This window comes from Paenibacillus helianthi (genome assembly GCF_001909055.1).
GTDB classification, from domain to species: Bacteria; Bacillota; Bacilli; order Paenibacillales; family Paenibacillaceae; genus Paenibacillus_AQ; species Paenibacillus_AQ helianthi.
Genome location: NZ_LVWI01000039.1, coordinates 34,912 through 56,079, shown reverse-complemented (window position 1 = coordinate 56,079; position 21,168 = coordinate 34,912). Strand labels below are relative to the sequence as shown.

General features: G+C 47.0%; 22 protein-coding genes. All 22 read right to left on the bottom strand.

What is annotated here, in order from left to right:
• Positions 1-17: 17 nt before the first annotated feature.
• The gene (gene rseP / locus A3844_RS14090) at positions 18-1,292 is read right to left on the bottom strand and encodes an RIP metalloprotease RseP (RefSeq protein WP_074088155.1); all 1,275 of its coding nucleotides are present in this window, start codon (positions 1,290-1,292) and stop codon (positions 18-20) included.
• 146 nt (positions 1,293-1,438) lie between these two features.
• Entirely contained in the window at positions 1,439-2,578 is a 1,140-nt protein-coding gene (locus tag A3844_RS14085; RefSeq protein WP_074101801.1) for a 1-deoxy-D-xylulose-5-phosphate reductoisomerase, read from the bottom strand.
• A 21-nt stretch (positions 2,579-2,599) separates the two neighbouring features.
• Complete coding sequence (locus A3844_RS14080; protein ID WP_074101800.1) at positions 2,600-3,403, bottom strand: phosphatidate cytidylyltransferase; 804 nt, start codon at positions 3,401-3,403, stop codon at positions 2,600-2,602.
• 21 nt (positions 3,404-3,424) lie between these two features.
• Entirely contained in the window at positions 3,425-4,195 is a 771-nt protein-coding gene (locus A3844_RS14075; protein WP_074088149.1) for an isoprenyl transferase, read from the bottom strand.
• A gap of 78 nt (positions 4,196-4,273) precedes the next feature.
• Complete coding sequence (frr, locus tag A3844_RS14070) at positions 4,274-4,828, bottom strand: ribosome recycling factor (RefSeq protein WP_074088147.1); 555 nt, start codon at positions 4,826-4,828, stop codon at positions 4,274-4,276.
• Positions 4,828-5,556 (bottom strand): UMP kinase, encoded by a 729-nt coding sequence (gene pyrH, locus A3844_RS14065; protein WP_074088146.1) that lies wholly within the window; start codon positions 5,554-5,556, stop codon positions 4,828-4,830. Before pyrH ends, frr begins: the two co-directional genes overlap by 1 nt.
• Before the next feature lie 98 nt (positions 5,557-5,654).
• Positions 5,655-6,305, bottom strand: coding sequence for a translation elongation factor Ts (gene tsf, locus A3844_RS14060; protein WP_074088145.1), 651 nt, complete (start codon positions 6,303-6,305; stop codon positions 5,655-5,657).
• A 133-nt stretch (positions 6,306-6,438) separates the two neighbouring features.
• Positions 6,439-7,140: a 30S ribosomal protein S2 gene (gene rpsB, locus A3844_RS14055; RefSeq protein ID WP_020434093.1), complete on the bottom strand. Its 702-nt coding sequence runs from the start codon at positions 7,138-7,140 to the stop codon at positions 6,439-6,441.
• Between the two features lie 188 nt (positions 7,141-7,328).
• Positions 7,329-7,973, bottom strand: coding sequence for a hypothetical protein (locus A3844_RS14045; protein ID WP_074107703.1), 645 nt, complete (start codon positions 7,971-7,973; stop codon positions 7,329-7,331).
• Positions 7,970-8,545: a hypothetical protein gene (locus tag A3844_RS14040; protein ID WP_083606845.1), complete on the bottom strand. Its 576-nt coding sequence runs from the start codon at positions 8,543-8,545 to the stop codon at positions 7,970-7,972. Before A3844_RS14040 ends, A3844_RS14045 begins: the two co-directional genes overlap by 4 nt.
• Before the next feature lie 35 nt (positions 8,546-8,580).
• Positions 8,581-8,892 (bottom strand): hypothetical protein, encoded by a 312-nt coding sequence (locus tag A3844_RS14035; RefSeq protein WP_074101797.1) that lies wholly within the window; start codon positions 8,890-8,892, stop codon positions 8,581-8,583.
• Between the two features lie 79 nt (positions 8,893-8,971).
• Positions 8,972-10,375, bottom strand: a complete 1,404-nt coding sequence (locus A3844_RS14030; protein ID WP_074107701.1) for a DUF342 domain-containing protein — start codon at positions 10,373-10,375, stop codon at positions 8,972-8,974.
• 27 nt (positions 10,376-10,402) lie between these two features.
• Positions 10,403-11,191, bottom strand: coding sequence for a FliA/WhiG family RNA polymerase sigma factor (locus A3844_RS14025; protein WP_074088136.1), 789 nt, complete (start codon positions 11,189-11,191; stop codon positions 10,403-10,405).
• A 50-nt stretch (positions 11,192-11,241) separates the two neighbouring features.
• Positions 11,242-11,661, bottom strand: coding sequence for a hypothetical protein (locus A3844_RS14020; protein WP_074107700.1), 420 nt, complete (start codon positions 11,659-11,661; stop codon positions 11,242-11,244).
• A 2-nt stretch (positions 11,662-11,663) separates the two neighbouring features.
• The gene (locus tag A3844_RS14015; protein WP_074088133.1) at positions 11,664-12,161 is read right to left on the bottom strand and encodes a chemotaxis protein CheD; all 498 of its coding nucleotides are present in this window, start codon (positions 12,159-12,161) and stop codon (positions 11,664-11,666) included.
• The gene (locus tag A3844_RS14010) at positions 12,154-12,747 is read right to left on the bottom strand and encodes a chemotaxis protein CheC (protein ID WP_371915998.1); all 594 of its coding nucleotides are present in this window, start codon (positions 12,745-12,747) and stop codon (positions 12,154-12,156) included. The genes A3844_RS14015 and A3844_RS14010 overlap by 8 nt, the downstream gene beginning before the upstream one ends.
• A 36-nt stretch (positions 12,748-12,783) precedes the next feature.
• Positions 12,784-13,245, bottom strand: coding sequence for a chemotaxis protein CheW (locus A3844_RS14005; protein WP_074088129.1), 462 nt, complete (start codon positions 13,243-13,245; stop codon positions 12,784-12,786).
• A gap of 28 nt (positions 13,246-13,273) precedes the next feature.
• A complete protein-coding gene (locus tag A3844_RS14000) occupies positions 13,274-15,352 on the bottom strand; it encodes a chemotaxis protein CheA (RefSeq protein WP_074088127.1) in 2,079 nt (692 codons plus the stop codon).
• Between the two features lie 34 nt (positions 15,353-15,386).
• Positions 15,387-16,787, bottom strand: a complete 1,401-nt coding sequence (locus A3844_RS13995; RefSeq protein WP_074088125.1) for a protein-glutamate methylesterase/protein-glutamine glutaminase — start codon at positions 16,785-16,787, stop codon at positions 15,387-15,389.
• 35 nt (positions 16,788-16,822) lie between these two features.
• Complete coding sequence (locus A3844_RS13990) at positions 16,823-17,704, bottom strand: MinD/ParA family protein (protein ID WP_074088124.1); 882 nt, start codon at positions 17,702-17,704, stop codon at positions 16,823-16,825.
• Positions 17,701-19,122 (bottom strand): flagellar biosynthesis GTPase FlhF, encoded by a 1,422-nt coding sequence (gene flhF / locus A3844_RS13985; protein ID WP_074107699.1) that lies wholly within the window; start codon positions 19,120-19,122, stop codon positions 17,701-17,703. Before flhF ends, A3844_RS13990 begins: the two co-directional genes overlap by 4 nt.
• Positions 19,119-21,152, bottom strand: a complete 2,034-nt coding sequence (gene flhA, locus A3844_RS13980) for a flagellar biosynthesis protein FlhA (protein ID WP_074088122.1) — start codon at positions 21,150-21,152, stop codon at positions 19,119-19,121. The genes flhF and flhA overlap by 4 nt, the downstream gene beginning before the upstream one ends.
• Positions 21,153-21,168 lie beyond the last annotated feature (16 nt).

The window sequence follows — 21,168 nt, the reverse complement described above, 5'->3', positions numbered from 1 at the left end:
AAGTGAAACAAGGAAAATCAACCGCTTATAAGACGCAATATATCATTATACGTAACAGCAATCATTACCAGGAACAGCATCGCAAAGCCAACGAAATGGACCATACCCTCATGGCCAGGATCAACCGGCTTGCCGCGCAATGCTTCTACACCAAGGAAGACCAGCCGGCTTCCGTCCAGCGCAGGAATCGGCAGCAGATTAAATATCCCTAAATACAGGCTTAGAATAGCCGCCCAATAGGTTAAATACTGAATCCCCTGCTGAGCGATCTGGCCGGTCATTTTTGCTGTACCAACAGGTCCTGAAATATCATCCATGTTAAAATTATTGATTAATTGTTTAAAGCCCATGAATATCGCCTTGGTCGTATCCACCATCGCTATACCTGATTTGGAGAACGTCTCCCCAAACCCGGCCTGACGAGTAGGCAACTCCGGAGTAATACCTACTTTACCGCCTTCTTCTCCCTCCATACTGCGGGGAATCATAGCCACATTATAGGTTTCTTCACCACGCTGTAATGTCCACTGCATCTCTTTGCCTTTGGAAGCGGAGGTTAACGAGATCATCTTTTGATAATCCCCGCCGATTTTCTCCCCGTTTACAGATACGACGATATCGCCTTTCTGCAGTCCGGCCTCTTCTGCGGGCATGTTGGCACTAACATCACCGATTTTCACATACGTAGGATTTTCGATGGGAATTCCCGCCATTTGCAGATGCAGGGCAAACAGCACAAAGGCGAGAATAAAATTCATCACCGGTCCGGCAAAAATAGCAATCGCACGCTGACCAACGGTTTTACTGCCGAATTGGCGGTCCTTAGGTGCAATTTGTGTCTGCTGGGTACCTTTAATGAGCATTGCTTGCGGATGAACATCATATACGGTTACTTCCCCGTCTACGTCCAGACGGATCTTCAGTTCGTTCTCCAGATCCGTGTACTGCGCTTCCCCGCGAATCACATTTCTGCGCGTGTCGAGAGAATCCAGGTATATGTTCTTAACCTTGTTATCTTGTCCCAGCCTAACAGCAATAGTTTGTCCAGGACCAATCTCAATAATCTCCGGATCTTCACCGGCCATCCTAGCATAACCCCCAAAGGGCAGCAAACGAAGTGTGAACTGGGTTTCATTTCGTTTATAAGAAAACAGTTTCGGGCCGAAACCGATGGCAAATTCCCGCACAAGAATACCGGCGCGTTTGGCAAAATAATAATGTCCCCATTCATGCACTGTTACCAGTACAAAAAACATGAACACCGTTAAAAAAACGACTCTTACCATTTCCATGCGTAACTTTCCCCCTTTAGGTGTAAGACCGAAGTATGTCCTCTTAATTTATCATTATTCCAAGACCCTGCACAAGAGAATCAACAGCCCCAGCCTATTTTTCAGGGTAAAGCAAAAATCCACGGATATATCTTATTTAGAGGGGATTACAACTTACTTGCAAGTTCACGTGTTGTATAGTCGCAATACTCAATTTGTTCCAGATCCGGGAATGCAACCGTTACATGATGCTGCAGTACTTCTTCAATAATCTCTTCAATCCGTAAGAAAGGAATCTCATGACGCAGGAAGCGGGCAACTGCGATTTCGTTAGCGGCATTAAAGGCAGTAGTGTTCGTCCCTCCGGCCTTCCCGCATTCTATCGCAAGCTTCAGCGCTGGAAAACGCACATAATCCATTTCCCTGAAGGTTAGTTGACCGACTTGAGACAGAGACAATCGTTTGGCCGGTGAAGCCCACCGGTCCGGATAGGTGAGCGCATACTGGATAGGAACGCGCATATCCGGGTTACCCAACTGAGCTATTATACTGCTGTCCCGGAACTCCACGTAAGAATGGATAATGCTTTCCGGATGCAGTATTACCTGGATTTGTTCATACGGCAAACCGAACAGCCAATGAGCTTCAATTACTTCCAAGCCCTTATTCACCATAGTGGCCGAGTCAATCGTGATTTTGGACCCCATGCTCCAGTTCGGATGCCGCAGGGCATCTTCAACCGTAACCTCCTTAAGCTGATCCCGGGAATAGTCCCGAAATGAGCCGCCGGAGGCAGTAAGCGTAATATTGGCAATATCCTCACGGTTTTCACCATTAAGACACTGGAATATAGCAGAATGCTCACTGTCGACTGGGAGCACTTGAACGCCTTTTCTCACGGCACGCTCAGTCACCAGATGTCCGGCTGTAACGAGTGTTTCCTTATTGGCTAAGCCAATATGTCTTCCAGCATCAATTGCCGCAAGCGTGGACTGTAACCCGACACTACCCATTACCGCTGTTACCAAAGTATCCGCATCTCCGCCTGCAGCGATCTCAACCAGTCCTTCATTCCCGCTAAAAAGCTCCACGCCCTCAGGAAGACTCGTTCTGATCTCCTCAGCCAGCTCTTTGGAGGACACAGAAACGCGGCGTGGCTTGAAACGTTGAATCTGCTCTAACAGTAGGGCAGTATTGCTTCCAGCGGCCAGGCCCTCCACTTCAAAGGCATCCGGGTGCATGGCGATTACATCCAGCGTCTGTGTCCCGATCGAACCCGTGGAGCCGAGAATACTTATTCTTTTCACAGTAGAACCTTCTCCCTGGCGTTAGTAGTATGGCATAAGCATTACGATATGTACGAAAGGAAATACGATAATCCAGCTGTCGCAGCGGTCAAGAATACCTCCATGACCAGGCAGCAGCGAGCCTGAATCCTTAATACCGTACACCCGTTTATAGGCAGATTGTACAAGATCACCCAGCTGACCCAGAACCGCGCATGAAATTCCGATAAGAAGCGCACGTCCTATAGTCAGGAGATCAGGAACAAATAAAGCAAAACCAATTGCAATCAGAATGGAGATCAACACCCCGCCAAGGGCTCCTTCCACGGTTTTGTTGGGACTTATAGCTGGCCACAGCTTGTTTTTGCCAAAGCTTCTGCCTACAAAATAAGCACCAGCATCACTGCCCCAGATACAGCACAGCAGCAGGAAAGTCCAGATCAAACCATGCCCGTCCCCCGCACCACGTGCAATAGACATATAGGAAAAACCCATTCCTATGTATACAATTCCAGTAAACAATGTAGCTGCTATTTTAATATCCAACTTATTCTTGCTGATTACTGTAAGCAAGAGGAACACCAGCATTAATAGCCAAATCCCTTGCTCCCAAGAAAACCATTCAGAGATACCGATTAAATCCCAAGGGATCATAAAACACATTACGGACAGATAACCTACAATAGCGGTACCACCGAAAGTCTGTGTGCCTGTCATTTTCAAAAATTCATAAAAACCGATGAGAGCCATAGCTGTCAGCAACAGCTGGTACGGCCAGCCTCCCCAAAAGCACAATCCTAAAAATACCGCGCCGGCTATAATTCCGGTAATCAATCGCTGCTTCAATGGTTCCCATCTCCCATCAGGCTACTTCAGTCCACCATAACGGCGTGTACGTCGCTGATACTCCGCTACAGCCTGCAACAAATGCGACTTATCAAATTCCGGCCAGTATGCATCTGTAAACCAGAACTCACTGTAGGCAACCTGCCAGAGCATAAAGTTGCTTAGCCGCATCTCTCCGCTTGTACGGATAAGAAGGTCAGGGTCAGGCATTCCTGAACTCAATAGTCTGCTGTCGATCAGTTCAGATGTAATATCTTCTGGTGATAATACTCCATCCTGAATGTCCTGTCCCAATCCCCGCATGCAATCTTCTATTTCTTTGCGCGAACCATAATTTAAGGCAAAATTCAAAATAAGGCCTGTATTGTGCTTAGTACGGTTGACTGCTTCCTCCATAGCCTTACGGGTATGAGATGGCAGTGCGTCAGTATCGCCCATCACACGTACTTGCACATTTTTTTCAATAAGTTCGTCAAGCTCTAGAGCCAGAAACTCGACTGGCAAGCGCATTAAAAAATCCACTTCTTCCTTCGGCCGTTTCCAGTTTTCGGTAGAGAAAGCGTACATGGTCAAGAACTCCACACCCAGATCATTCGCAGCAATTGTAGTACGTTTGACTGCCTTCATCCCGTTCTGGTGGCCAACGATCCGCGGTAATCCTCGACGTTTAGCCCAGCGGCCATTGCCATCCATAATGACAGCCACATGACGGGGAATGTTATCCGGTGAAATCTCAATTGGCTCCTGCTGCCTGTCTTTACGGCTCAGCCACGCTTGAATCCGTTTGATCATTTCCGTTTCCTCCAAGCTCTTATCAGAAAGAGACAAACCCCACCATATACGGAGGGGCCTGAAGTCTCTTGAATTTCATTATACTTCCATAATCTCTTTTTCTTTGGCCAAGAGCACTTTATCAACTTCGGCTATGAACTTATCCGTTGACTTCTGAATGTCTTCTTGGTGCCCATGGGACTCATCTTCCGAAATACCGTTTTTCTCCATCTTTTTGATGTCATCATTGGCATCCCGACGGATATTGCGGATGGCTACCTTGGCCTCTTCACCAAATTTCTTGGTGAACTTCACAAGTTCACTGCGGCGTTCTTCAGTAAGCGGCGGAATAGAAAGGCGAATAATAGTACCGTCATTGGCTGGAGTAATCCCAATATCCGATTTCATAATCGCGCGTTCGATGTCCGACATCGAGGTTTTATCCCAAGGCTGGATCAGCAGGGTCCGTGAATCTGGAGTACTGATATTGGCCAACTGGTTGATTGGAGTAGGCGCACCGTAATATTCTACCTGAATACGGTCCAGGAGTGATGTAGAAGCACGTCCTGCCCGCAGTGTTGCCAAGTCCCGTTTCAGAGATAAAATCGCTTTTTCCATACGCTCTTCGGCATTCTTCTTAACCGATTGTGGCATTAATCTACACTCCCTTTAACAATCGTTCCGATCTTCTCACCGAGAACGACACGTTTGATATTGCCTTGCTCTGTAATAGCAAACACAATGAGCGGTATATTATTATCCATGCACAGAGAGGAAGCGGTGGAATCCATAACACCAAGATTTTTGTTGAGCACATCCATATACGTGAGTTGCTCGTATTTTTCGGCTGTACTATCTTTGAATGGGTCAGCAGAATATACACCATCTACTTTATTCTTCGCCATTAGAATGACTTCCGCTTCAATTTCGGCTGCTCTTAGAGCTGCCGTTGTATCCGTGGAGAAGAACGGATTACCCGTACCCGCTGCAAAAATAACCACACGGCCCTTCTCTAAATGCCGAATAGCACGGCGGCGAATATAGGGCTCAGCAATCTGCTGCATGGAAATTGAAGTCTGCACCCGTGTCGGCACATCAATTTGCTCCAACGCATCCTGAAGTGCAAGCGAGTTCATAACCGTGGCGAGCATCCCCATATAATCAGCTGTAGCCCGGTCAATTCCACTTGCGCTGCCCGCGATTCCACGCCAGATATTGCCTCCACCGCACACAATGGCAACCTGAACCCCTAGCTCAACGACTTCCTTGACCTGTTCCGCGATGGAAATAATCGTCTCGGCATCAATGCCATATCCGTTTTGTCCTGCGAGTGATTCACCGCTAACCTTAAGGACTACTCTCTTAAATACCGGCTGTTCCAATTGTATACCCTCACTTTCTTACAAAAGGCGGAACACTACGTGTATGTGTTCCGCTCTTTTGATGCTTGCCTTTATTCAATTCTGTATGCAGATTACTATTATTGATTCACTTGAGCCATAACTTCTTCTACAAAGTTGTCGACTTTCTTTTCCAGGCCTTCGCCCAGTTCGTAACGGACAAAACGACGGATAGAGATATTTTCACCGATAGTGCTGATTTTTTCGTTCAGCAGTTGGGAGATTGTCTTTTCATGATCTTTAACGAAGGTTTGTTCAAGCAGACAATATTCTTCATAGAACTTGCTGATACGTCCTTCAACCATTTTTTCGACGATTTTCTCAGGCTTGCCTTCGTTCAGAGCTTGAGCCTTCAGAATTTCCTTTTCTTTTTCCACAGCTTCAGCTGGTACTTCTTCACGACGAACATACAGCGGATTTGCTGCAGCGATCTGCATAGCGATATCGCGTGCAAATTCTTTGAAGGAATCCGTTTTACCTACGAAGTCAGTTTCACAGTTGATTTCTACAAGCACACCGATACGTCCGCCAGCATGGATATAAGACTCAACAACGCCTTCTGTAGCAATACGTCCAGCTTTGTTAGCAGCGGCGGAAAGACCTTTTTCACGAAGCAAATCTGCTGCCTTCGAAATATCGTTGTTAGCTTCTTCCAGCGCTTTTTTGCAATCCAGCATTCCCGCGCCTGTTCTTTCGCGAAGTTCTTTTACTGCTTTTGCATCTACTGCCATTGTTAATTCCCTCCAGATAATTGTCGTTATGTTACACGTTTCATGTCTATTATCCTAAAAAAAGGGCAGTGAGAGGTTATCCACCTGCCAACCACCCTTTTCATTTAAGTTCTAGTTAAGTTCCGGCTACTACTTAAGCTGTAGTTGTATCTTCGCCCTGGTGAGCTTCTACAACTGCATCAGCCATTTTACCAGTAAGCAATTTCACGGCGCGAATCGCGTCGTCATTGCCCGGGATCACGTAGTCGATTTCATCCGGATCACAGTTAGTATCAACGATAGCTACGATTGGGATACCCAGTTTACGAGCTTCCGCAACAGCGATGCGCTCTTTACGCGGGTCAATGATGAACAGCGCACTAGGCAGACCTTTCATGTTCTTGATACCGCCCAGGAATTTTTCAAGACGATCTTTCTCTTTGCGGAGAAGGATTACTTCTTTCTTAGGCAGAACTGCGAAGGTACCGTCTTCTTCCCAAAGTTCCAATTTTTTCAGACGGTCAATCCGTTTCTGAATAGTTTGGAAGTTAGTCAGGGTACCGCCCAGCCAACGTTGGTTAATGAAGAACATACCCGAACGTTCAGCTTCTTCTTTCACGGAATCTTGTGCTTGTTTCTTTGTTCCTACGAATAGGATTGTGCCGTTGTCGCCAGCGACGCTCTTTACAAAGTTGTAAGCTTCCTCTACCTTTTTAACCGTTTTTTGCAGGTCAATAATGTAAATTCCGTTTCTTTCAGTGAAGATATAACGATCCATCTTTGGATTCCAACGACGAGTCTGATGACCGAAGTGAACCCCAGCTTCGAGAAGCTGCTTCATGGAAATTACTGCCATCTTCACACACCTCCTAGTATTGGTTTTTTTGTGTGTCTCCTCCGCCGCGTGTCATCTTTCTACAAGACTTTCTTCAGAAGAAAGCACCCCTTGTCGAAATCAACCGGCGTGTGTTTTAACACCGTTTATTACTATACCATATTAAAATAACGTATGCAACGCTTCAAATAAATTTCCTCCGCAAATAGCTACTTTACGGTGATCAGTTTGTCAATGATAGAATTAATACCCTCACCTTTTATAAAGCTGTAACCGCCATATTGAATTTTAGTATTAGCTTTGCGGTTGTTGGCACTCTTCAAAAACTCAGCTTTATCATCAATGACACCTGCCTTTGCCAAAAGGTCAGCAGTCTCGGAGAGTGTAATTCCCGTAGGAATCTTAACAGATATGGTGCCAGCAACCGCAGGAGCAGGTGTAGCAGGCGTACTCACCGTCGACGAAGTTACCTTTGGCTTAACTGCAGCTGAAGAGGATGGTTTGGCGGGAGCTGAAGGCTTCACTGGTTTGTTAGCATCTGTTGGCTTAGCCGCAGCCTTAGGTGAAGCTGCAGGAGAGGCTTTCGGTGAAGCAGATGGCTTGGGAGATCCGGCAACTGCTGTAGTATCATTTTCTTTGGCAGTCCCATCTGTTCCCTGCGCAGGATCAGTTCCGTCTTCAACTGATGCTTTTGCGGCAGGATCGTTAACGGTTAAATTAAGTTTAGCCGCTTCCTTGACCAGCTCATCTTTGGTCATGGGTGCAGCTCCTCCGGAGAGCATTAACTGCAGCAGCAATGCACCCATAATCAGCCCGGCACCCAATCCCAACATGAACGAACGATTCTTGATCATACCGACTCCTCCTGTTTGGCAAGCTGCAAGATCAGCTGAACTTCACCACGCTGAAGACCTGCCGTCTTGGCAATAGAGTCAATAGATTTTCCTTCTTCATGCAGCTCAAACAACCTTGGATAACGCTGTTTGATTGAACTGACCGGTTTCGGTTTGGGAACAGGTGCATCGATTACAGACTCGGTATGCATATTCTGACCTGTGGCTGGTGAAACAGCCGCATTCCCTTTGCCAAAAGCCGCTGATAACTGTAGTAGACTTTTTTCCTCAGCTGTCAGCCTCGCGTCAAGCAACATTGAGTTTTTTTGCAACTCAGCTACTTGCTCCTTCAATCCGGCAATCTCCTCTTGAAGCGCAGCCCGGTTGTTTGTCGACTGTTGTTTGATACTGCCGACCAGCTGCAGCATATTGTCATGATCACGCTCGATGTCGGCCATATACAATTCAAGCGCGGCTTCCGTTTCTTTCAGACTCTGTCTGTCTGCTGACTCGTCTTTAGCACGTACTGGTAGTCTCAGGGCATAAACGATAGCGACAGCGCCTACCAGCACGATGTATACCCATGGTTGCAAGTGCATATCTCCTTTAGAAGTTCAAATCAAGAATATTATAGACTGAGGTCAATGCGATGCCCCTTATAAGGGTGTTCGGCATCATGACTGGTCTCCGGCTTCTGATGTTTGTGAGGGGGGGGATGACTGCCAGATTGATGTTGTCCGCTTCGGTCATCACGTAAAGCAGATTCAGCGGACTCATCTACTTCGCTGCTCCGCTGAGCGAGTTGCTCCGTTTGTTTCACATTCTGCCCTGCCAACTGCTGCTGATCCAGTGCAGGCCGATGCTGCAGCCCATTTTGAATCTTTCCTGCTTCAGTTGTCCGGGGCAAAGCAATTTGAAGTTCCACCGGTTTCAGACTCATAAATACCCTCTCCTCACTGAAGTGGTTACAAAACCGGTTTTCCAAAGCAACGTCAATCAGATAAGTATCGTCCTCATTTTTAAATATTAGGACTCATAGAGATATCCCCATCACTGTAGATGAAGGTAACCCTTTCTGTTGGGTCCTTGACGAAGCGGGTATACCTGCCAATCACAATTTTAGAACCTCCATAGATGGTTTTAATAACCTCTACTCTGGCTCTGCCTGTATCCTCAAGCATTTTTTCGATCTCGAGCACGCGCTCTTTGATCTTCTTCTCATCACGCATATGAGATTGCTTCGTTGCGTTCAGTTTCACGCGAAGCGCCACCTTGTCTGGAGAGAGCTGGCCGTTGTTTGCAAGCTGATTAAGCAGATACAGCGCTTTGTTGGTCTTATCTTCATTCTCAAGGAGATGGCGCAGATCTTGACGTAGTTCGTTAATCTCATTTCTCAGTTCGGGTACTACGCCTACCTCTATAGCCGTTGCTGTCGACATTGTGTTACCGATGGTCCGTGCCACTACACGTTCACCAGCCTGCACTACGCCACCAACAATCAAACCCTTTGTTCCATTGCATAAAACATCCTTGCCAGCTCTGATATTAGAATGCATTACGCTCTGTGACACGATAACATCCTCACCTGCCACTACATTCCCATCCTGGATGAAGGAAACCTTCACATTTTTCCCTGCACTCACAAGACCCTTGTTATAGCCTATGATTCCTCCGGTAATTTCGATTGAACCGCCCGAGATCAACTCTGCGCCTTCAACTCCTCCAACTACACGGATATCGCCTGCAGATTTAACGGTGAAGCCCGTCAATACGTTGCCCCGAATCACAACCGTTCCGACAAAATCAATATTACCCGTGCTGTAATCAACATCACCATTGACTTCATATACCGGGAAAACATTGATCTTTCCCTTGTCTGTTAAAGTCACTAGACCATCAATAGCCGCATACATAGCCGTCTCTTCCTGATCAACAAGCACATTCTTCCCGACTTTGAAATGAGCTTCTTTGCCCGGTTTGGACGGCAGTTCTTCACCGGTAACCATCATGCCGGTTTTTCCTGGCTGAGGCGGAATGACTTTGGCGATAATCTGACCTTTTAGAACATTATGAAGCCTTACCAGGTCCTTGTAATCTACTTTCCCATCCGCCATCTCCAGCGGTTTGCGGTCCTCTTCCAGATCGACAGTGAGTACTACTCGGCCGTCTGTACCATTCACAGAAGGTTGTCCTATTGCTATAGGCACCCTGCTGAAAAAGTATTCCTCTGGATTGCTGCTGATACGTTGAACGATGTCCCGCTGAATCCCGTAGCGAATGTTGTGACTATGCAGGAAGCTTTCCAGATCTTCAATCGTACAAGAGAAATTTTCATCCTTCTTAGAAAACTGAAGGTAAGCAATCCCCTTATCCTCCGAAAAGGTAATACTAATATACTGGCTCAAAGCATAATGACCGATCAATTTCTGCTCCCCCTCACCGTCGCCCGGTTAGTCGTTTTGCATGAGAAGATCACGGTTTTTTTCAAGTGTTCCTCTCAGCCGCAAAATAGCTTTCGAATGAAGCTGCGAAATCCGTGAAGGCGACAGTGACATCACCTCGGCGATCTCGCTCAAAGACAAATCTTCATAATATAAAAGGGACACGACTGTCCGTTCTTTCACTGTTAGTTTCTCGATGCCTTTGGTCAGGGTATCACGTAAATAAAATTCATTTACTTTTCGATCTGGATTCTTAGCCTTATCATCCACCAATATTGACATGCGGGTCTCTGATTCTTCTTCACGGATAGGATCTTCAAGTGAGCATAGTGACATGACTGCCACGTCCTGTAGCATATTTTGAAATTCCGGCTCTGTAATGTTCAGATATTGGCTCATTTCCTCGTCACTCACAGATCTCAAGTATTTCTGTTCAAGCTGTTGGTAGGCGTCCTCGATTTTCTTTGCTTTTTCCCTGACCGATCTGGGAACCCAATCACTTTGGCGCAAAGAGTCAAGAATCGCTCCACGCACCCGCCAGGAGGCATAGGTCTGAAACTGCAGCCCCCGTTTGTAGTCGAATTTCTCTATAGCATCAATCAAGCCCATCACACCATTGCTGGCCAAATCATCTTTGGAGACATTCTTGGGTAACCCAACTGCCAAGCGGCTGGACACATAATCAACAATATGGAGGTAACTCTCAATCAGTTTCTTCTTGGCATCAGGATTCCCGTGTTCTTTCCACTGTTCCCAGAGCCCGTCAGTTTCCGATTGAGAAGCTTTATGCTCGTTCAACGGCTTTCACCCTTCCCAAAGTTTAGTCAGCGGGCATAAGCAGAACCCGCTTATTCTTCTTTCAGGTGACGAACGGCCTTGGCCAATTCTTCAGGATCTTTCATAGAAACCAGTTTGGGAGGTTGAAGCGGTGTAAAGTCCTCCACATCCCCACTCCCTTGTTGTTCCGGTTTCTGTTTTAGCATATTGATTAGTTCTTCATCTTCGCCCGGAGTGCTGATATCGAAATTACTACCGAGGTTCTCACTCCCATCCATGGAAGCTGTCTCGCCGTTCTCCGGAGAACCCGATTGCTTAACAATAAAACCCAATACCCATCTTAAGAGAAAGGCAAGCAGAAACCAGACAATAAATCCAAAAATTCCTCGAATCAAGCTGGTTCCCAATAAGTTATGCCCATAGTTAATTAGAAAGGTAAAGCCAAAGCCAAGCAATCCAAACAACAGACTTAATAGAAGTTTACCATTCATCGCTATATTTCCTTAGTGCCTTTTTGAACACTGCGAATATACAATATTCCGGTGCTACAGGCAATTTCTATCGTTCGGCCAAAATTTCCACCTGTGTCCTCCGCAAGCAGCGGAATATTCAAGGCTTGAAGAGCAATCTTGCAGGATTCCACATTACGAGGCCCGATCCTCATGGTGTCACTCCCCCCGGCAAAAGCGAACATCTGTGAGCCGCCAGCCATTTTGGCTACAAGACGGCTCCGGACGGCGCCAAGCGCAAGCAAGCGGGATAATAGCTCCGGCAAAGCGGTATCCGCAAATTTGGCGATATTCATTTGTCCTTCCCGGGCGATCTCAGATGAAGGCAACATAACGTGTGCCATCCCTGCAAGCTTTTTCCCAGGATCGAACAAGGTTACTCCTACGCAGGAGCCAAGTCCAGTTGTACGGACAAGACTTTCTTGACTGCCTACGTTAAGATCCGCCATGCCTACTTTGATGATGCTTTGTTCTTCAATCATTCTCGAATGGTACTCCTAATGATTTGAAGATTTTCGGGAAAGATTCCGGATCGGGAATAAGGAAAAATTGCCCTTCAATTTCGTTCTGCCCTTCAAGAAAAGTCGTATCAATCAGCAAAGCGTCATCCCCCATTTGCCCAAATTGCAGCAGGCCATAGCTCAATATCGCGCCAGCCATGTCCATAGCAAGTGCAGGTACAGTCGGGTACATAGACAACGAAGTGAAATCTGCAAGAGAAGATAAATAGGAACCCGCGAGAATATTGCCGATTTCGTTCAGCGCGGATAGTTCCATCTCTCCCAATTCGTCACCCTCCATTAGCTCAATGCCGGCAATTCGGCTAAGCAGATTAATAGCTGCCTCTGGTGTGAGTATGAAGAACAAATTACCTGGTGCTTCACCTTCCACTCTTAGGAACACGGCATATACCAGTTCTTCAGCACCACCGACTTTGTCAGTAATTTCATCAAAATTCAGAAGTTGCACCTTAGGGACAGCCATATCAATCGGTTTGCCCAGAAGCTGCGACAACGCGGTGGCTGCATTGCCAGCTCCAATATTCCCGACTTCCTTGAGCACATCCATTTTAAAATCCTTAAAGTTTTTGAATAGCTCCACAGGTTAGCCCTCTAGACTTTCCAATTGCACGATTTCGTTCTTGTTCAGCACTTCGGATAAGTTAAGCATAATCAGCAAACGGTCTTCTCCGATTTTGGCCACCCCGTCTAGATACTTAGCTTTGATGCCCCCCACAACGTCTGGAGGTGTATCAATGGAATCCCGGTTCAGGTCAATGACATCATTAGCAGAATCAACAATAAAGCCAACTTCCATTTCATTAACGTTTACAATGATCACACGGGTCTGATCCGTATGTTCCGCCTCCGCAATGCCAAAACGGCCGCGCAGATCAATAACCGGAATAACTACACCACGTAAGTTGATCACCCCTTTGATGAAGGAAAACGTCTTGGGTACACGGGTAATCGGCATCATACGCTCGATCGTTTGCACCTTTTCCACTTCAATGCCATATTCTTCAGTTCCGAGTTTAAACACAATCACCTTGATGTCTTCAGCCATGGAATGAACCTCCCTGTTCTATCCTAAATTATTTAATAAAAGCGTTCGGATCGATAATGAGTGCAACTTGTCCGTCACCGAGAATAGTAGCACCTGAAATGCCTTGAACCTCCGGCAAATACTTGCCCAGATTCTTGATCACAATTTCGTTCTGCCCAATAAAATCTTGAACTGCGAGGGCGACCAGACGTTCTCCCTTGCGAATCACCACGATTTCAGTCTCCTCTTCCGTGCTTTCATCATAATCCGGTATAGAGAAGATCTTGCTAAGCGAAACCAGCGGAATGTGGCTGTTGCGGAATTCCAGCATTTTGTTACCGTGAATTGTCCTGATCTGGGACTGCTTCACAATGCCAGTTTCTACAATGGACGAGAGCGGAATTGCATATTTCTCTGAACCCAAACGCACAAGCATTGCTGCGATAATGGACAAAGTCAGTGGGAGCTGAACAGAGAAATTGGTACCTTTACCTTGAGTGGAGTAAATCACCACATTCCCGCCCAATGAGGTGATTTTTGATTTGACGACATCCAGTCCCACACCGCGGCCCGACACATCGGAGATAACCTCTGCGGTACTGAATCCCGGAGCGAACAAGAGTTGTATTGCCTCATCATCGGAATAATTCGATGCTTGTTCTTGGGTAAGAATGCCTTTTTTTATCGCCGACTGCAAAATCTTTTGCGGATTGATTCCAGCGCCGTCATCTTCGATTTCGATAAATACATGGTTGCCACTATGAAATGCCCGCAGGTTAACTGTTCCTGTATCGGACTTACCGGCAGCTAAACGTTCCTGTATACCTTCAACACCATGATCTACAGCATTTCGCAGCAAGTGTACTAGTGGATCGCCGATCTCATCGATAACCGTGCGGTCGAGTTCAGTCTCAGCACCAGTAACCACCAGATCAATTTTCTTATCCAATGATTTGGCCAGATCCCGAACCATGCGCGGAAAACGGTTAAATACGGTATCAACAGGAACCATGCGCAACTTCATAACAATGTTCTGAAGATCACCGCTGACCCTGCTCATGTGTTCGACCGTTTCTGTCAGGTCTCCGTTCTGGACTTCTGAAGCAAGCTGTTCTAGCCGAACACGGTCAATCAAGAGTTCGCTGAACAGATTCATCAATACATCAAGGCGTTCAATGTCTACACGGATGGTCCGTGAAGGCGCGCCTCCAGTTCTCGCTGGAGCGGCTTTGCTCTCTTCTTTGGCATGAGCAGCAGCTGCAGGAGATGCATTCCCGTTGCCCACAGCAGGTTCTGATGCTTTGACAGGTGCAGGTGCTTCTGAAGTAGCTGCCACCGTTTCCTGACCCATTTGACGTAGTGATTCTTGATCAAGTGCAACCGCAGTGACCTTCTCGATCTCAGACAGATTCAGGATCATCGCCTGAATTTCACTTGCTTCCTTCTGGGTTATGTAATAGAGGGAGAAACTATGTTCAAATTTCTCCTGCTCTATATCCTGAACCGAAGGGAAGGATTTGACCACCTCGCCCGAACGTTCGAGAAGATCAAAGACCATATATGCCCGCACTGCTTTGAGCTGGCAGTCCTTACGGATTGCAACATCAACGTACAGCACCTTGTGGCCTTCCTGGAGCGACTGCTCCAGGACCGAGTATTGAAACTCATCAAGGAATACGGGAGCGTCTGCAGCCTTTGGAGCCGCTGCTGCTGTAGCTTCAGACGCAGCACCGGCAGCAGTCGGGATCTCACCGCGGACAATTGCCTGCAATGAAGCGACAATAGCCGATACATCGGCTTTGCCTGCTCCACCACCCGTAATATCCTCAACCATGGATTCAAGGGCGTCCAGACTCTTGAACAGCGTGTCAAAAATGAAATCCTGCATCCGCAGCTTGTTATTGCGCACTAAATCCAGAACATTTTCCATTTGGTGTGTAAGTGAAGCCAAATCTTCAAAGCCCATTGTAGCTGCCATACCCTTTAAAGTATGTGCTGAGCGGAAAATGACCTGCACAATGCTCAGGTCTTCAGGATTTGCTTCAAGCCCCATCATACTTTCGTTCAATGACTGCAGATGATCATTTGACTCATCAATAAACATGGATAAATACTGGTTCATGTCCACTAACGAGCACCTCCCCTTCAAGTTCACTTTTCCGTTATTTAACGGCTTGTACCAGCCTTGGAGCAATTTCTTGCAACGGCAGGATATGTCTTACACAATGCAACTCCACAGCGGAACGCGGCATACCGTAAACCACACAGGTTTCTTCGCTCTCAGCAAAGGTGGAGGTTACACCCGAATCATAAAGAGATTTCATCATTTTGGCACCATCGCTTCCCATCCCTGTCATAATCACTGCGTGCCGCTCCAGTGAGGTATAAGGGAGTATGGATTCGAAGAGTGTATCCACTGAAGGACGATGTCCATTTCGGGCTTCTCCCAAAGTCAGATCAATCGAATACTGGCCTCCTGCTGCCGGAACAACCCTCATATGATAACCGCCGGGAGCAATATATGCCGCCCCCTTACGCAGAATCATTCCCTGTTCTGCTTCTGAAACTTCAAGGGGGCTGAACGTATTGAGCCTTTGTGCCAGCGACTTGGTGAAATTGGGCGGCATATGCTGCACAATAACAATCGGTGCTGGGAAATCAGCAGGAATATGTTCGAGGAATTCTTTTAAAGCTCTTGGTCCTCCTGTGGAACAACCAACAGCAACCAGCTTGCTCAAACCTGTATACGAGGACTTGCGGTCCCCAGCAACGGAAGGAGGGTCATTCCTGGCACCGGTTGATGTCTGAGGTACCGGTTTTGAATCCGGTAATGCCGGTTTAGCTTCCTCCTTGGAACGGTTTTTCATTGTATCAGATGCCGGTTTAGAAAGTGCAGCCGCCGATTTGGCCCCCAATTGCGGAGAACCACTCTCTGGAGCTGTTCTTCCAGGTGAACTTTTGCCCTTGTTCTTGTCTGGTGCAAGGTTCATTTCCGGCTTTACCTTTGGTTTCTCCACTAATTTACTTGCAGGATCCGGAAACTTCTTGATCGGCTCCATTATCCGTTTGGCAGGACTCTGCATCGGCTCAGGTACTGAAGGCACATCTGCAGCCGGAAGCTCAGGCGTCTTATATGCAGAAGCTCTGGCTTCCCGCTGCTTACGGGCAAGCATAGCCTCATTCATTTGCTCCCTGAGCGCTACTCCCACAGAAATAATATCCTGTGAGTTCGAAATGGACGGTTTGCGTATAAAGTCAAATGCCCCCCATTCCAGAGCCAGAATGGTTTCCTTCATCCCCTCTTCATTGATGCCAGAGAGCATAATTACCGGCAACGGACGCTGTGCCATGATTATTTTCAGCGCCTCCAGGCCATTCATCTCCGGCATTTCAACATCCATGGTTACAAGATCCGGAGAAAGCTCATTTACTTTGTCAATGGCTTCACGGCCGTTAGCAGCCGTAGCCGCTACCTGAAAGTTAGCATCATTTTCAATCAAATCGGAAATAATTTTGCGCATAAACGCAGAATCATCAACAACCAAAACTCGATATGGCTTCATACCATTTCCACCTCTGTTCCTCAAATTCAGAACAATTAATGTTTTCGCTTCAACCACCTGCTGATAAATCCCTTGATGCCTTGTACTTTAGTGGTGTCTGCCGAATCTGCGGCCAAATAGCTTAGCGCAAGCCGGTGTACATCTTTGGCTGCCGCACTGTTCGGAAAAGCCACTGAGAATGGAATTTGCTTCTTCACTGCCTGTACCACATGAGTATCACTGCTGATAAATCCGAGAAAAGTAATCTCCAGCTGCAAAAAACGGCTGGCTGCCATGCGAATTTTATCGCTGGTTCCAGTTGCCTCTTTCTCATCCCCTGCCTGATTAACTATCAGCTTAAATGAAACATCAGGATATGAGTTATTCACTACCTTAATCAGTGCATAAGCATCAGTTATTGCAGTTGGCTCAGGTGTAGTCACCACTAGGCAGTCGTCTGCTGAAGTGATGAATTTCATCGTCTCTTTAGAGAGTCCGGCTCCAGTATCAAACAGGATAAAATCCATCGAGTCTGCAATCCCGGCAATCTGGTCTGTAAAATAGCTTAAGTCACCCTCGGAGAGCGAAAAAAGCTCATCCATTCCCGAACCGCCTGCGATAAAAGGAAGCCCACTGGGGCCTTTCTGAATGATCTGGCTGATGTCCGCCTCTCTTTTCAGTAAATGATAGAGATTATATCTGGCTGACACCCCCATAAGCACATCTATATTGGCCATACCAATATCGGCATCGAACAATAACACTCTCTTGCCCATCGCTTGAAGTGCAAGCGCAAAGTTCAAGGTGAAATTCGATTTTCCGACACCACCCTTCCCACTGCAGACGGTGATGATCCGGGCTGATGTTCCTCCACCGGATGATCGTTTGGGCTCCTGGCTGGACACAAGCTGTCTCAGGGATTGCGCCTGATCCATCATACGCCTCCTGTTCCCAAAATCATCCCGCTGATCTGCTCTTTGGTAGCCAACAGCAGATCATCAGGAACATTCTGACCGTTGGTAATATATGAAAGCTTAAGCGGAAAATCATTCAAAACATTGAAAAGCGGGCCATAGGTTCCAGTCTCATCAAGCTTGGTAAAGATGACTTTATCCAGCTGATATCGGCCGAAATGCTCGGCAATTTTCTTCATATCGCGGCTTTTTGATGTAAGACTGAGCACCAGAAAAGTTTCACTCTTAAGCTCCCTGGCCAGCAGGCTCTGAAGTTCTGCAACCAGCATTTCGTTACGGTAATTGCGGCCTGCCGTGTCCATTAATACCAGATCGCAGCCTTCCAAACGGAACAACGCCCTCTGCAGATCACCCGGTGACTGAACAACTTCTAGAGGCATATTCAATATAGCCGCATAAGTACGAAGCTGCTCAACTGCCGAGATACGATACGTATCGGAGGTTATTAAACCTACCTTACGCCCTTGCTTGAAAAGCTGCTCTGCAGCTAACTTAGCAATCGTAGTTGTTTTCCCCACGCCCGTAGGTCCTGCGATGTAGACAATCCGTGTATCAGGTGCAATTCCGTTTGCAATGCGTCCGGACAAAAATCCTTCCACCTGAGTTTCAAGCATCTCAGCAAACTGTTGCGGAAGCCAAGTACGGCCTTCCTCACTCCATCGCTCAAAAATATTACTGATCCATTCATCTACCAGAACGACATCTGTCTCCTGTTCAATCAGTTGATCCCTCAGTTGCTCCAACTGTTCTGGAAGCTCAACAGCGCCTGAAGAATACCGGGCGATCCGCTCCATCCACTGTTTCATATCGCGAATTTCCTTGAGCACATCACCCTCCAAGCCAGTTGATGTTGCTACAACAGTATCCTTACCCCTTGCCTCATCTATAGACGACATGCTGGGATAATTGTTAATAGGCAGAGCAGATTGAGGTTCAATGAAGATTCCATCCTCTTCGTCTTCAACGGCAGGCAGTACTGCTACAGCCCCTCTATTCTCTGATGCATCAGACAAGGCAGCGGCGATCTCGGCAAATGCCCGTTTCGCTGCTGCCTCGTTCGCCGAGGAGGATGCCAAAGCCACAGATTCATTTGCACCACCTGCTGCTACTGCAGAAGAAGCTGCAGCGGCTTTCAGATATGCTTGCGGAACTGCGCTACGCGGAATGCTCTGGGGAGCTACCGGTTTTTTCCCAGATGCACCCGGCTTTTGAGCGTCCTCAACAGCCGCGACAACCTCGATCTTTTTCTTTTTGAACATTCCCATGAAACCGCCAACTTTGACCTCTTTGGTACTTAGGATGACGGCGTCGCTTCCCAGCTCGGTGCGGATGGAATGCATGGCGTCAGGCATCGTATCGACCACATAACGCTTCACTCTCATAGATTCACCACCCCAACGCTCTGAATTTCAATATTAGGCTCCAGCTCACTGTAAGATAATACTGGAATGTCCTGCATTGTCCGTTCAATCACTTGACGCAAATACATCCGTATCGTTGGAGAAGTGAGCACGATAGGCTGCTGTCCGGATTGAAGAAGACGGTTAATTTGTTCAGTGAGGCGCTGGTACACTGTCTGTGTCGAGACTGGATCCAGCGCAAGATAGCTACCCTGTTCCGTCTGCTGCACACTTTCCGAAATTTTCTTTTCCAGATTGGGTCCGACTGTGATGACCCGCAACGTCTCTCCAGCCTGTGAGAATTGTTGGGTAATTTGTCTGGACAACGATTGACGGACATACTCTGTCAGAATATCAGGATCTTTGGTATAGGTACCATAATCAGCTAATGTTTCGAAAATAGTTACCAAATCGCGGATGGATATTTTCTCACGCAGCAGCTTGCCTAATACCTTCTGTACATCCCCAATAGCCAAAACAGAAGGAATCAACTCATCCACAAGTACTGGATAATTCTCGCGGAGATTGTCCACCAATTGTTTGGTCTCCTGTCGTCCAAGCAGTTCGTGCCCATAACGTTTGATAAGTTCAGTCAAATGAGTAGCTACTACAGAAGGGGGATCCACTACCGTATATCCCGATAATTCCGCCCTTTCCTTGACAGACTCGTCAATCCACAACGCTGGCAATCCAAATGACGGTTCCACTGTCTCGATGCCATGAATCGACTCATCATCATACCCAGGACTCATAGCCAGATAGTGATTAAGTAATAATTCACCACCGCCAACGTTATTTCCTTTAATTTTTATAACATATTCATTCGGTTTTAGTTGAATATTGTCGCGAATGCGAATTACAGGAACTACCAGACCCATCTCTAAGGCACATTGCCGTCTGATCATGATAATCCGGTCTAGCAAATCGCCGCCTTGTCCTGTATCAGCCAGAGGAATAAGTCCGTATCCAAACTCAAATTCAATCGGATCTACAGTCAGTAAGTTGATTACACTTTCCGGACTGCGTACTTCCTCTATCTGTTTTTCTTCAACCAGCTGTTCTTCTGCAATTTGCTTGCGGTTGGCTTTTTGGCTCATGCTATAAGCTGCATATCCCATTAAGCCAGCAAGCGGCAGTGTAGACATCACGGTAATAGGTGTGAAGAATCCCAGAAAAGCAATGGTTACAGCAACAATGTACAGAAGCTTAGGGTAGGACAGGAGCTGACCCGTCAAATCCTCTGCCAGATTGCCCTCAGATGCCGCGCGGGTAACAATCAGACCCGAGGCAGTAGAGATAAGCAGTGCCGGAATCTGGCTGACCAGACCATCCCCGATCGTAAGTACAGAGTATGTTGACAGTGCATCCTTAAAAGGAAGTCCGTGAATAGATACTCCGATAATAAACCCGCCGATCAGGTTGATCAGCAGGATAATTATACTGGCGATAGCATCACCCTTGACGAATTTACTCGCACCATCCATTGCCCCGAAGAAGTCCGCTTCACGTTCAACATTACGTCTGCGCTCTCGGGCTTGCTGTTCATTAATCATCCCCGCATTCAAATCAGCATCAATACTCATCTGTTTACCGGGCATTGCATCGAGTGTAAAGCGGGCGCCTACCTCAGCAACCCGTTCTGAACCCTTAGTGATAACTATGAACTGAACTACCACCAGAATAAGAAAGACAACAAAACCTATTGCAATTTGTCCCCGGGCAATCCAACTTCCGAACGTGGCTACTACCTCACCTGCATGACCACTGGATAGAATCAGTTTGGTCGTAGAAATGTTCAGCGCAAGCCGGAATAGTGTTGTGATCAACAGCAGCGAGGGGAAAATCGAGAACTGCAGCGGATCCTTTGTATTCATTGCTACTAAGATGATGGTTAAGGCAATTGATATATTGATAATTAGCAGAACATCCAGAAGCCAAGCCGGGATGGGCAGAATCATCATAAGCACAATACCGATAACACCCAGTAGAACTGTTAGATCTCTAGCTTTCAATGTCCGTGAACCTCCC